Source organism: Stenotrophomonas riyadhensis (genome assembly GCF_040256885.1).
Lineage (GTDB): Bacteria > Pseudomonadota > Gammaproteobacteria > Xanthomonadales > Xanthomonadaceae > Stenotrophomonas > Stenotrophomonas riyadhensis.
In genome coordinates this window covers 1,982,372-1,994,617 of record NZ_CP155568.1, presented here as the reverse complement: position 1 = coordinate 1,994,617, position 12,246 = coordinate 1,982,372, and the positions used below count along the sequence as shown (strand labels likewise).

The 12,246-nt window shown below is 64.0% G+C and carries 14 protein-coding genes and 1 tRNA gene; 11 read left to right on the top strand and 4 right to left on the bottom strand.

Annotation, left to right across the window (positions count from 1 at the left end; genetic code table 11):
* Positions 1–74: 74 nt before the first annotated feature.
* Positions 75–1,238 carry a two-component system sensor histidine kinase NtrB gene (locus SriyCCGPB3_RS09490; RefSeq protein ID WP_429000159.1) on the top strand — a complete coding sequence of 388 codons (1,164 nt, stop codon included), beginning with the start codon at positions 75–77 and terminating at the stop codon, positions 1,236–1,238.
* Positions 1,228–1,587, top strand: coding sequence for a response regulator (locus SriyCCGPB3_RS09485; RefSeq protein WP_057500964.1), 360 nt, complete (start codon positions 1,228–1,230; stop codon positions 1,585–1,587). The genes SriyCCGPB3_RS09490 and SriyCCGPB3_RS09485 overlap by 11 nt, the downstream gene beginning before the upstream one ends.
* Before the next feature lie 31 nt (positions 1,588–1,618).
* On the opposite strand, the gene SriyCCGPB3_RS09480 is transcribed toward SriyCCGPB3_RS09485, so the two are convergent.
* On the bottom strand, positions 1,619–2,185 hold the full coding sequence (locus SriyCCGPB3_RS09480; protein WP_153854941.1) for a TetR/AcrR family transcriptional regulator: 567 nt from the start codon (positions 2,183–2,185) through the stop codon (positions 1,619–1,621).
* Between the two features lie 171 nt (positions 2,186–2,356).
* Here SriyCCGPB3_RS09480 and SriyCCGPB3_RS09475 point away from each other — a divergent pair, with 171 nt between their 5' ends.
* The gene (locus SriyCCGPB3_RS09475; protein ID WP_350260212.1) at positions 2,357–3,187 is read left to right on the top strand and encodes a universal stress protein; all 831 of its coding nucleotides are present in this window, start codon (positions 2,357–2,359) and stop codon (positions 3,185–3,187) included.
* Here the strand turns inward: SriyCCGPB3_RS09475 and SriyCCGPB3_RS09470 are convergent.
* Positions 3,135–4,028 carry a helix-turn-helix domain-containing protein gene (locus tag SriyCCGPB3_RS09470; RefSeq protein ID WP_049421337.1) on the bottom strand — a complete coding sequence of 298 codons (894 nt, stop codon included), beginning with the start codon at positions 4,026–4,028 and terminating at the stop codon, positions 3,135–3,137. The genes SriyCCGPB3_RS09475 and SriyCCGPB3_RS09470 overlap by 53 nt on opposite strands.
* A 146-nt stretch (positions 4,029–4,174) precedes the next feature.
* On the opposite strand from SriyCCGPB3_RS09470, the gene SriyCCGPB3_RS09465 reads away from it, so the two are divergent.
* Positions 4,175–4,732, top strand: a complete 558-nt coding sequence (locus tag SriyCCGPB3_RS09465) for a GNAT family N-acetyltransferase (protein ID WP_350260211.1) — start codon at positions 4,175–4,177, stop codon at positions 4,730–4,732.
* A 7-nt stretch (positions 4,733–4,739) separates the two neighbouring features.
* On the opposite strand, the gene SriyCCGPB3_RS09460 is transcribed toward SriyCCGPB3_RS09465, so the two are convergent.
* Complete coding sequence (locus SriyCCGPB3_RS09460) at positions 4,740–5,204, bottom strand: GNAT family N-acetyltransferase (RefSeq protein ID WP_350260368.1); 465 nt, start codon at positions 5,202–5,204, stop codon at positions 4,740–4,742.
* Between the two features lie 117 nt (positions 5,205–5,321).
* Here SriyCCGPB3_RS09460 and SriyCCGPB3_RS09455 point away from each other — a divergent pair, with 117 nt between their 5' ends.
* Positions 5,322–6,212: a dihydrodipicolinate synthase family protein gene (locus SriyCCGPB3_RS09455; RefSeq protein WP_350260210.1), complete on the top strand. Its 891-nt coding sequence runs from the start codon at positions 5,322–5,324 to the stop codon at positions 6,210–6,212.
* Positions 6,213–6,244: 32 nt separating this feature from the next.
* On the opposite strand, the gene SriyCCGPB3_RS09450 is transcribed toward SriyCCGPB3_RS09455, so the two are convergent.
* Positions 6,245–6,321 (bottom strand) — tRNA-Arg (locus tag SriyCCGPB3_RS09450).
* 109 nt (positions 6,322–6,430) lie between these two features.
* Here SriyCCGPB3_RS09450 and SriyCCGPB3_RS09445 point away from each other — a divergent pair.
* The 6 genes from SriyCCGPB3_RS09445 (at position 6,431) to SriyCCGPB3_RS09420 (ending at position 12,237) form a co-directional block, all read left to right on the top strand.
* Positions 6,431–7,021, top strand: a complete 591-nt coding sequence (locus SriyCCGPB3_RS09445) for a phosphatase PAP2 family protein (RefSeq protein WP_350260209.1) — start codon at positions 6,431–6,433, stop codon at positions 7,019–7,021.
* Between the two features lie 109 nt (positions 7,022–7,130).
* Positions 7,131–7,430 (top strand): hypothetical protein, encoded by a 300-nt coding sequence (locus tag SriyCCGPB3_RS09440; protein WP_197610778.1) that lies wholly within the window; start codon positions 7,131–7,133, stop codon positions 7,428–7,430.
* Positions 7,431–7,518: 88 nt separating this feature from the next.
* A complete protein-coding gene (locus SriyCCGPB3_RS09435; RefSeq protein WP_350260208.1) occupies positions 7,519–8,625 on the top strand; it encodes a polysaccharide biosynthesis/export family protein in 1,107 nt (368 codons plus the stop codon).
* Between the two features lie 11 nt (positions 8,626–8,636).
* The gene (locus SriyCCGPB3_RS09430) at positions 8,637–9,332 is read left to right on the top strand and encodes a YjbF family lipoprotein (protein ID WP_350260207.1); all 696 of its coding nucleotides are present in this window, start codon (positions 8,637–8,639) and stop codon (positions 9,330–9,332) included.
* Positions 9,333–9,340: 8 nt separating this feature from the next.
* A complete protein-coding gene (locus SriyCCGPB3_RS09425) occupies positions 9,341–10,102 on the top strand; it encodes a capsule biosynthesis GfcC family protein (protein ID WP_350260206.1) in 762 nt (253 codons plus the stop codon).
* The gene (locus tag SriyCCGPB3_RS09420) at positions 10,102–12,237 is read left to right on the top strand and encodes a YjbH domain-containing protein (protein ID WP_350260205.1); all 2,136 of its coding nucleotides are present in this window, start codon (positions 10,102–10,104) and stop codon (positions 12,235–12,237) included. Before SriyCCGPB3_RS09425 ends, SriyCCGPB3_RS09420 begins: the two co-directional genes overlap by 1 nt.
* Positions 12,238–12,246: the final 9 nt, after the last annotated feature.

Sequence of the window (12,246 nt, the reverse complement as noted above, 5' to 3'; positions counted from 1 at the left end):
GCTCGTCGTGCACGCATCCTTCACGCTGCACTGCCTAGCTTCACGTCCCTCTCAGGGGTAACACTTATTTCCACGTGGACGCTGCCGCTTCTACGACGTCCGTGCTGACGGACCCTTCCCGACAACTGCGACTGCTGATCGACAGCGTGCGCGACCATGCGCTGTACCTGCTTGATCCCGAAGGCATCGTCTGCAGCTGGAACCCGGGCGCCGAGCGCATCAAGGGCTATTCAGCCGATGAAGTGGTCGGCACGCACTTTGGCCGTTTCTATCTGGCTGCCGATCGCGAAGCCGGGGAACCGCAGCGCCTGCTCCGCCTCGCAGCGCAGCACGGTCACGTCGCCAGTGAAGGCTGGCGGGTGCGCCGCGATGGCTCGTCTTTCCGTGCCAGCGTGGTCATCGAGCCGGTCGTCGAAGCAGGCGAGCTGCTCGGCTTCGTCAAGATCACCCGCGACATCACCGAGCAGTGGCAGGCACAGCGGCTGCTGCGTGATGCCCAGCGTGCGCTGCGCAATACCCAACAGTTCGAGACCGTCGGCCGCCTCAGCCGCGGGCTGTCGCACGAGTTCAACAATCTGTTGACCACCATCGGCAACGCCCTGGACCTGCTGTCCCTGCGCGTGAACGGTGACGATGCACGCGCCGCCGAGCTGCTTGATGCGGCGCAGACCGCGACCGATCGTGGTGCGCTGCTGACCCGCCAGCTGCTGGCCTTCAGCACCGGCCAGACCCTGATCCGCGAACCTGTGGACATCAATACGCTGGTACGGCAATGGCTGCCGGACCTGCAGCGCGCCTGCCCGCCCACGGTAACGCTGGACGCCCACCTCACGCCGGGCCTGCCGCAGGTGAGCACCGATGCGATGCAGCTGCAGGCCGCCCTGACCAACCTAGTGGCCAATGCCGTGGAAGCCACCGTCGACGGCGGCCGCATCCTGATCGGCACCGCACTGGAACATCGGCTCGACCCGGATGCGGACACCACGCTGCAACGCGGCTATGTCACCCTCAGCGTCTGCGACGAAGGCCATGGCATGGCCGCCGACATCGCCGAGCGCGCCAGCGAACCGTTCTTCACCACCAAGGACATCGGCAAGGGCAGCGGCCTGGGCCTGAGCCAGGTGTTCGGATTCACCACCCAAAGCGGCGGCTTCGTCGACGTGTCCACCACGCCCGGTGTCGGCACCACGGTCAGCCTGCTGCTACCCGCAACAGAGGAATCACTCCATGACCGATGACCCGATCCGCGTTCTGATGGTCGAAGACCAGACCGATCTTCGCGAGATGATCGGCCTGGCCCTGCGCGATCTCGGCATCGAGGTGGCCACCACTGCCGATGGTCACGAGGCGGCGGAACTGCTCAAGGGCGAAGCGCGCTTCGACGTGGTGTTCAGCGACGTCAGCATGCCCAACGGCATGTCCGGCATCGAGCTGAGCGAGCACGTGGCACGCGAGCAGCCGCAGGCACGGATGATCCTGTCGTCCGGCTACGCCCGCTCGCAGCTGCCTCCGCTGCCCGAGCAGGTCGAGTTCCTGCCCAAGCCCTATCGCCTGCGCCAGCTGGTGCAGTTGCTGAAGCAGGCGTAAGCCACTGCACCCCGGCAGCAAGCCCCTGCGGTCATCCCTTCATCGCCCCCTGCTGGAACGACGCCAGCAGCGTGGAGGCGGCCATGGCCGGGGCCAGCCGGCCGCGTGCGAGTGACCAGGTAATGCCGTAGAAGCAGGTCCAGTAGAAATCGGCCAACCACACCGCACTGAACTCGACGTTGAACACGCCGGCCTTCTGGCCACGCAGGAAAAACGCCTCGAAACGCTCACCGATCGGCGCCCAGCGCTCCGGCAGCAGATGCAGGTCACCCTGGCGCTGCTGCTCTTCCATCATCCGCGCGAACAGCAGCGTCACCAGCTCCCAGTCCGCCAGCAGCGTGGCGGTGACCTGCTGCAGTACCTGCCGTGCATCCGCGCCATCGTCGAACCAGACCGCCGCCGCTTCCACGCGCTCGAAGCCGGCCGCGAACAATGCCTCGTCGATCGCCTCCCGGGTGGGCGCAAACCGGTACAGGGTCGCACGGCTGATACCCGCCCCCCGTGCCAGTTCGTTGAGCGTGCAGCGTGGATGGCTGACCAGGGTGGCCGCCAGCGCGTGGGGCAGGTCGCGGCGGGTACGTGCTGCGGCAGGTCGCATGAAAGCACTGAGAAGTGGGTTCGCCTTCACGCTAGCATGAATCACCAATTAATAGACTGAATCAAAGATGATTCATTCGGATCACCGATGCGCTAAAACAGGGGTGCGTCCGGTGCACCCGGGTCGGTGCACGGCAGGGAACGCGTCACAGGCATCGAAGGAGACAACGCCATGCTGCATCCACTACGCGACATCGCTGTGCTGTTCGATGCCAGCGACACCGGGCACCGCGTTCTGAACATCGCCGCGCACCTTGCGCAGGTGCAGCAGGCTCATCTGGTTGCGGTCTCCACCGCACAGCATCCCACCGACATTGCCAACGGCTTCGCGCGCGGTGCCGGCATCGCCGCCGCGCTCGACCACGAGGCGCGCGCGGATGCCGCCTGCACCGCACAACTGATGCAGAACCTGCGTGCCGTGTCCGAGCCGCTGCAGATCAGCACCGAACTGCGCATCGTCTCGGACTATCTGGGCGGCGCCGACCTGGCCCTGCAGTCGCTGTACTGCGACCTGATCATCGCCGGCTATCCGCGCACGCCCGGCGCCCCTTCTGGCTGGCACCCGCTGGGAACGCTGCGCCAGACCGGCGTGCCGATGCTGCTGGTGCCACCGCATTGGCATGGCGACCAGGTCGGCCGTCGCATCGTGGTGGCCTGGAACGCCAGCAAGCAGGCACGTCGTGCGGTGGCCGACGCACTACCGTTGCTGGCGCGCGCACAGGCGGTGCACCTGCTGATGGTCGACACGCCCAAGGCCGAGGCCGCACCCGGCGCCGAGATGGCCCAGCATCTGTCGCGGCATGGCGTTGAAGTGGAGATCCAGGCGATCAGTTCAAGCCAGGGCGGCGTTGCCGCGACCATCCGCCAGCACGTGCTCGATGCCGACGCCGACCTGCTGGTGCTGGGCCCCTACAGCCGCAGCCGGGTGGTCGAGCGTGTGCTCGGCGGGGTCACCGAGGATCTGCTGGCCGAAGTACCGGCGCCCTTGTTCGTGTCGCACTAGTACCGCCCTGCCCTGCCCGGCGATAGCCGGTCAGCGACTGCCCGGTGTGCCGCCGGAAGTAGCGGCACAGGTAGGATGCATCCTCGAAGCACAGGCGCTCGGCGATGCGACCGATCGGCAATTCGCTGTAGGTCAGCAGCGCCTTGATTTCCAGCACCACCTGGCGATCAATCAACGCCTTAGGCGTTTCGTCGAAGCACTCGCGGGTCAGCTGCGAAAGATAGAACGGGGTGATGCACAGCGCGTCGGCATAGGACTGCACGTCGCGCTGGCGCGTGCTGCGCTCACCGACCAGTTCCCAGAAATTCCAGGCCAAGCGCTCGCGTCGGCTGACCTGCGCCACGGCCACACTGCGCGCCGGCAACAGCGTTGCGAATTTGAGGAAGAACGTCTGCAGCAGGTTGCGCAGCATCACGTGACGATAGCGGCCGCCATTGTGCTGTGCATCCATCAACTGCTGCAGCCAGCCCTGCAGCAGCGGCACGTCCAGCGGCGACGGCACGCAGTGGGGCTGATCGTGCAGGAACTTGAACAGTGCATTGGGAAGCACATAGGCCACCTCCGATGCCAGCGCCTTGGGCATCAGGCAGACTACCGCCAGAAAGCCGCGTGAGCGCTGCCGCAGCAGCGCCAGCGTGTCCTCTGCCAGCACCAGCACATCGTGCCGCTGCACCGCTACCTCGCGGAAGTTCAGTGCAAAGCGCGCGCGCCCCGATACGCATACCAGCACCGCCAGATAAGCGTGGCCGAACGACAGCGGGACGCCCTGCCCTTCGGCCAGCGTACTGACCTCCAGGCGCATGGATTCGTCCTGGTCCAGGAGCTGGGGTACGCGATCCATGGGCCGATCCGGCTGTATTCCGGGCCCCAGCATACCCGGGCTCGACCACCCGTTGTGAAAAGTACCGAAACCATCAAGGTCCCGCTCTGGGCCGATCGCGCCTGGCGACCTAGCCTGTGCACTCTCTTTGTTCCCGTGGAATTGACATGCAGCTGCACACCGAACGCTTGATCCTTCGCCCCTGGCGCGACACCGACGCTGCCGATCTGTACGAGTACGCCCGCGACCCGCGCGTGGGCCCCATCGCCGGCTGGCCGGTGCACACCAGCGTCGAGGAAAGTACCGAAATCATCCGCACCGTCTTCAACCGGCCAGAGGTCTACGCGCTGCAGAGCCGCGAGGACGGCCACGCGATCGGCTGTGTCGGCATCCTGATCGGCACCGACAGCAACTTCGAGATCAGCAATCGAGAGGGTGAAATCGCCTACTGGATCGGCGTTCCGTACTGGGGCCGCGGACTGGTGCCTGAAGCGGTGCGCGAAGTGATGCGGCACGCCTTCATGGACCTGGAGCTGGACGCACTGTGGTGCGGCTACTTCGCTGACAACCTGCAATCGCTCAGCGCGCAGAGCAAATGCGGTTTCCAGCATCACCACACCGAAATCAACAAATTCAACAGCTTCCTCGGCGACTACCGGACCGAGCACATCAGCCGCATCACCCGAGAACAATGGTGTGCCCTGCAGGCCGCCTCGCCGGCCTGAGCAGAGTTCAGGCCGACGTGCGCTGCATGAACAGGAGTTCTTGCGTCGAAGACGCCTCCACCTGCTGGAAACCAAGGTCACGGCACAGGGCCGCGGCGGCTGTGTTGTCACGATAGACGCGCAGGGTGAGCCGCTGGATACCGTCTTCGCGCAGCGCCTGTGCACTCAAGGCCTGCATGAGCAGCCGGCCAAGGCCGCGCCCGCGTGCCAGCGGGGAAACAATGATGCGGCCCAGGTGCGCGGTGCCGGCGTCGGTCATCCAGTACTGGCCAAAGCCCAGGCACTGGTCCTGCTCGTCCAGCAGCGCCCAGCCCGGCCGCGCCTCGAGCTCGAGCACCTGCGCGAACCGTTCCGGCAGCAAGGGAAACGGCACGCCGGGGCCCGCCCAGCGCTGGGTGGCCGCGGCGGAATCAAGCCAGCCGGCGATGCTGGCGTAGTGCGAAGGCTGGACAGCGTAAAGGTTCGGTTCCATGACGCTCATGGTGCGCCATTTGCACTGGGCAGACACGCTGCAGGACGGCACTTGAGTTTTGTCATAGGACAATAAACAATGCCAGGCGTCCAGCCCATTCCCCTCTCGGGAGATTCCATGTTCAAAGGCCTCAGCGCGTTTCCACTGACCCCACTCTCTGAAGCAGGTATCGACTTTCGCGCGTTTACCGGCCTGGTCGAGCGCCTGGTCGATTCCGGTGTTGATTCGATGGGCGTCCTTGGTTCCACCGGCAGCTATGCCTATCTGCAGACGCATGAACGCAAGCGCGTGTTGCGCGAAGCCCTGGCACACGCCGGAGGCGTACCGGTCATCGCCGGCATCGGCGCGTTACGCACCCGGGATGTGCTGGAGCTGGCCCTGGATGCCGAGGATGCCGGTGCAGCGGGCCTGCTACTCGCGCCCGTGTCCTACCAGCCCCTGAAGGACCATGAGGTGCAGGCGCTGTTTGAGACGGTTTGTGCGGCGGTGCGCACGCCGATCTGCGTCTACGACAACCCGGGCACCACGCACTTCCGCTTCACCGATGCACTGCATGGCCGGATTGCCGCGCTGCCCAACATCGCTTCGATCAAGATTCCGCGCCTTGCTGATGATCCGGTTGAGGCTGCCACACGTGTCGCGGCATTGCGCGCCAGCGTCCCTTCGCATGTGACGCTGGGCGTCAGTGGCGACGCCTCGGCGGTGCGTGGTCTGCTGGCGGGATGTGATGGCTGGTACTCGGTGACAGCAGGGCTGTTCCCAGAGGTTGCGCTGCAGATCGTGCGGGCCGTGGGAAACGGCGATGAGAAGGGTGCGATTGCCCAGTCCGTACGACTGGCGCCGCTGTGGTCGCTGTATGACCGCTTTGGCGGGATTCGCGTCATGGCCTGCGCAACGGCCCTGCTGGGGTTGTGCGGCGAGGACTGCCTGCCACTGCCTCTGCAGGGGCTGCGGGATGGCGAGCGGGAGGACGTGGCGGCGGTGCTGGGTGGGCTGGGGTTGTTGTAGAAGCCCGAGCGGTTGCCGTGCGGTGTGGCGGATGGTGACCCCGGCCCGATTCGAACGGGCGACCTTCCCCTTAGGAGGGGGACGCTCTATCCAGCTGAGCTACGGGGCCATTGGCAGCGGCACAGGATACCGCGTTCAGCTGAATGGACCAAGCGCGCGTCGTTCTGCGAAGCGCCCGGACTCGATATGCTGACCCGCCGCGACCCGTTGTGAACTGGATGTCCGACGTCTGGCGAACCCTCTCCGCCCTCGGCGACAGCCGATGGCTGCTGCCCATGGCCCTGGTACTGCTGATCACCCTGCCCCGCGCAGACGCACGCCTGAAATGGCGATGGCTGCTGGCCATCGCCGTCACCGCCGGCGTCACGCTTGCCTCAAAGCTGGCCTTCATGGGCTGGGGGATTGGCATCAAGAGCGTGCACTTCACCGGCTTCTCCGGGCATGCGGCAATGTCCAGCGTCATCTACCCAGTTGTTGGTGTGCTGCTTGCTGGCCCCGGCAGGCGCGCTCGGACGTTCGGCCGGGCCATCGGCGTGCTGCTGGCCACCGCCATTGCCTGGTCACGAATCCCGCTGCATGCACATAGCCTGTCGGAAGTCGTTGCCGGGCTGGCACTTGGGCTGAGCTGCAGCACATTGGCACTGCGCACCGCATCACCCATCGGTCGCCCGCCTGCGAAGGCTGTTGTCGCTGCCGTAGTTGCGGGGACGGTCCTACCCTTCACCCTGCCCGACCTTCATACCCATCAGCTCGTGATCGCACTGGCGAAGTTCATCTCCGGCAGGTCTGAGATCTTCCAGCACTTCTGAGAACCGCCAACATGACTCCACATTTCCTTCACGTTCCTTGACAGGGCAAATGAATAGCAGCCAACATAGCGGTGGAAAAATTTCCCTCACGGAGTAGGAGACCCCGTAGATGAAGAAGATGATTGCCGCCCTGGCCCTGCTGGGCCTGTCCTCGCCGGTGTTCGCTCAGGAAGCTCCTGTCGCCGCCGAAACCAGCGCTGAAGTTGCTGGCGCTGAAGCTGCTGGCGCTGCCGCCACCGGCACCCTGACCACCGTCGCTACCGTGGGCCTGGGCGTTGCCGCTGCTGGCGTGCTGTACAGCGTTGCTGCTGACAGCAGCAAGGATGATGCGGGCAACAACAATGGTGGAGGTACCACGCCTCCGACTGGCACCACTGGCACCACTGGCACGACCGGCACCACCCGCTGATCGACACGCCGACGTAGCACCCCGCCCTCGCCGGGCGTCAGTTCGGCGAGGGTTTTTTCATGCCCGATCGGGCCAGGAACAGATTTCGATGGACTGTAAGCGTTTCGTAGCCACAATGACGGTGGCACTCACCCTGACCGGCTGCATGTGGGCGCCAGGCCAGCATCTTCGCTCAAGCGCCTTCGCTCGCGATGATCAGCCCATCGGCAACGACCAGATCGAACTGATTCCGATCACGCCCAAGCTGATCGCCATGGAGCGCGCCACCCGAGATGTCGCGGCGCTGCCCGCTGCACTGACCCAGTATCAGCCGGGCCCCTATCGCATCGGTGCCGGCGACATCCTCTACATCACCGTATGGGATCATCCCGAATTGACGGTACCCGCCGGCCCCCAGCAGCAATTGAATGCAGCCGGCCGCCCCGTCCAATCGGATGGAACGCTGTTCTATCCCTACATCGGCAAGATCACCGCCTCGGGCAAGACACCTGCAGAGCTGCGTGAAGAGCTGACATCCAAGCTCGCTCGCTACATCGAGGCGCCGCAGGTGGATGTGTCACTGCTGACGTACGCAAGCCAACGCGTGTGGGTTACTGGCGCTTCGCGCCAGCCCGCCACCGTTGCGCTCACAGTCGTGCCCTTGACGTTGGGCGATGCCATCAGCCAGGCGGGCCTGGACCCGACGCAAGCGGACCTCTCCGGCGTACGCCTCACCCGCAATGGCAGCACCTATACCATCGACCTGGATCGACTGGGCCGCAACGGCGGCGGCGACACCAATGTGTTCCTGGCTGCTGGCGATCATATTTACGTGCCTTACCTGGACCACAAGGAAGTGTTCGTGGTAGGTGAAGTCAATCAACCCGGCGCACTGAACTTCAAGACCGGCGAGATTTCCCTGAGCCAGGCCCTTGGCCGAGCGCGCGGCCTGTTGCAGACCACCTCCAACGGCAACGCTGTCTACGTGATCCGCGGTTCGAATGACCTGCAGAGCACGCCGTCCCAGGTGTTCCATCTGGAAGCACGCTCGCCCGCCACTTTCGCCGTCGCCAGCCAGTTCAACCTGCAGCCCGGTGACGTGGTCTTCGTCGGCGCCGCGGGCGTTACGCGCTGGAGTCGCTTCGTGAACCAGCTGCTGCCGTTCACCGCAATCATCACCAACGCTGCCAGCGCCAAGAACGATCTGGACAATTGACGAGGTTCACCATGCGCAGGAGCGCTTTGGCCAGTCTCACGCGCCTCGCTGCAAGCCGGCTGCCTCTGGCGCTGGCTGCGCTGAGTACGCTGACGATGGCAGGCTGCGGGGTGGTCGGTCGCACCAGTGTCAAGACGGTGCAATTGGCCATCCAGGGCAAGCCCGATGTGCAGCCGACTGCAGCCCAGGTTGCGGCCAAGCCCTATCCGCAGATCAAGGTCACCGGTCCCTCCGGCGGCGCCGTGCTCGTACTGGGTAACGTCGACGGTGAACGACGCGCGTGGTACAGCGCAGATCGAAGCATTGTCTACCTGACCGATGGCCTGGTTGTTGGCACCTATCGCGGCCAGCCAGAGCTACAGGGAATGCATATCGAGGGAGAGTCACCCTTCCGTGCCCTCCACCAGATTGCAGATGGCACAACGGTTCATCGGCGCTACGACGTGATGCCCAGCTACCGCTTCGGCATGGAAGTCACAGGCACGCTGAGCACCCTCGGCCGTGAGAGCGTAGTAATTCTTGGCCAGTCACGCGAGTTGGTGCACGTCCGTGAGCGACTGCGTGGCAGCGGCTGGAGCAGCAACAACGACTACTGGGTCGACCCTAGTAATGGCTTCATCTGGAAGAGCGTGCAGGCTATTGCACCCGACACCCGCCTGGAAATCATCCAGATCAAGCCCTATTCGCAGGACCTGAAAGCCCAATGATGCTGCGAATGACAACACTCATGCTTGGCATGGGCATGGGTTGCTGCGCCAGTGCCGCCGCTCCCATCCACGTTGAGGTCACCGGTCATGTCCACACCAGTGGCAGCCAATCGATCCCGGCCGGAAGTCGCCTGAGCGTCGCCGCACTGGCAGCCTTCCCTACTGAAGATGCGTACCTTTTGGGCGCAGCTTTGCTGCGTCATAGTGCCGTGGAATCACAGACGCGCCTGAAGGCAGGACTGTTGTTCGACCTCGAGACATTGGCCTCGCAGCCTGGATCACCGGATCTTGCCGAGGCCGCGCGCGCAATGTCCGACAGGTTGGCCAACCTGCCAGTAACCGGTCGCGAGCCGCAACTGCTTGACCCGCGCGGACTGGAAGCAAGCAGGGAGCAGGATCGCCCTGCCGAAGCTGGAGACCGGCTGATCTACCCTGCCCGCCCCTCTACGGTACGGGTGACCGGCGCAGTGACTCGGCCTTGCACGCTTCCTCACAGCTTCAGCCAAGACGCGCGCGCCTACCGCGAGGCCTGTGGCATGCTGCGCGTCGCCAGTCCAGACCATCTGTACGTCATTCAACCGGATGGCCACATCCAGAAGGCAGGCATCGCCCTCTGGAATCGCGGAGAACCGACACATCTTGCACCGGGCGCCGTCGTGTTCGTTCCGCTGAACGACAACAAGATCAAGTCCATCGCCCCCGATATCAATGAGGAGGTTGCACGCTTCCTCGCCACCCAGGTGCTGGATGCGCCGGGAGCCTCTCACTAATGCACCACCGTTCGCTGCCACTGGCGCCAATCCGCGCCGGTATCGCATTGCTCAGCCTCAGCATCAGTGCCGCACTTCAGGCACAGACCCCGCCTGCGCCGACCGCCAGTGACTGGGGCGGAATCGGCCTCCTGCAGACGCCGACTGCCCGCATGGCGGACGAAGGTGAGATCGCATTCACCGCCAGCCATACGTCGCCCTACAGCCGCTACAACGTCGTGATGCAGCCGCTGCCCTGGTTCGAAGGTGCGTTCCGGTATGTCTCCGTGGCGAATCGCCGCTATGGTCCTGAGTGGCTCAGCGGCAATCAGAACTACAAAGACAAGTCGATCGACGTCAAGCTTCGTCTGTGGCGCGAGAGCCGGTGGGTTCCCGAGGTGTCGGCAGGATTCAGGGACCTCGGCGGTACCGGCCTCTTTTCCAGCGAGTACCTGGTTGCCAGCAAGCGCTTCGGCGCGTTCGATGCGAGCCTCGGGCTGGCTACGGGTTACATCGGTAACCGCGGCGATTTCAGAAACCCTCTGGCATCCCTGGACGACAGGTTCGAAGTTCGACCGGGTGCTCAAGGCACCGGCAATCTGAACAGTGATGCCATGTTCCGTGGGCCGGTGGGCGTTTTCGGTGGCGTCAGTTACCAGACCCCGTGGGAGCCCTTGCAGCTGAAGCTCGAGTACGACGGCAATGACTACAAGCGCGAGCCCCAGAACAATAATCAGCGCCAGCGCACACCCTTCAACTTCGGCGCCAGCTTCGCCCTGAACCCGAACGTGCAGCTGCATGCTGCGTGGGAACGCGGGGACGCACTGATGCTGGCAATCACGCTGCGCGGCAATATCGCGAAGGCAAGCGCAACGCCAAAGCTGCTGGATCCGGCTCCGCCCCCCACACTCAGGGAATCACAAGGCGCTAGGCAGAACGCTTCGCTGGACGATGTTGATTGGCCGACGCTGGCCGCAGAACTGGAAGAGAACGCGGGGTTGCGCGTGTCCCGCATCAGCAGGCGCGGGCAGGAAGTCATCGTCACCGGCGAGCAGCGGCGCTTCTTCTACCCTGCACAAGGATTGGGACGCTCCGGCCGCCTGCTGGATGCAACCCTACCGAACGACATTACGTGGTTCACTGTGCAGAACACCCGTCTGGGTGCGCCGATCGTCGAGACCAGCCTTGAGCGTCAGGCATTTGCGGACTATGCCGACCACCGCATCGAGCTCAGCCATCTGGCCGGTCACATCGAAATGGCTACTCCGGCACAGCAACGGCGCACAACGCTTTACGATGCGCCCATGAAGCGGGTCGACGGCAGCTTCAATATCGGGTACCAACAGTCGGTTGGCGGCCCAGATGGCTTCATCCTGTTCCAGGTCGCAGGCACTTACTCCGGCAACCTGCACTTCACCCGCAATACGTGGCTTACTGGCACTCTCAGCTACAACGCCTACAACAATTACGACCGCTTCAGGTACGACGCCCCGAGCAGATTGCCTCGAGTGCGAACGAACATCCGCAGATATCTCACCACAGAAGACCTGACCCTCCCGAACCTGCAGTTCACCAGCGTGCACCAGCTGGGAGAGGACCTGTACGGTTCGGCCTACGCCGGCTTGTTCGAGTCGATGTATGGCGGCGTTGGTGGCGAGCTTTTGTATCGCCCGCTTGATGAGCGCTGGGCAATCGGCGCAGAACTCAACTGGGTAAAGCAGCGCGATTTCGACCAGCGTTTCAGCTTCCGCGACTACAGTGTAGCCACCGGGCACGCAAGCCTTTACTACCAGTGGGGAACCGAGCGGAAGATCGTCAGCGTTGTCAGTGCCGGACGCTATCTTGCCAAGGACTGGGGCGCGACCCTATCGGTTTCACGGGCCTTCAACAATGGGGCATCTATTGGTGCCTATGCAACGAAAACTAACGTCTCATCGGCAGAGTTCGGCGAGGGCAGCTTCGACAAGGGCATCTTCGTATCGATTCCATTTGATTTCATGCTTCCGCGATCAACGCGTGCACGTGCGAACTTCGCATGGACGCCACTCTATCGTGATGGCGGCGCGCGCCTGTCTCGCAGCTATGCCTTGTACCAAATGACTTCAGAGCGAGACCCAGATTTCTTCTTCAAGAACCTTGACGCCATCGAGAACTGAAGCGCCCAA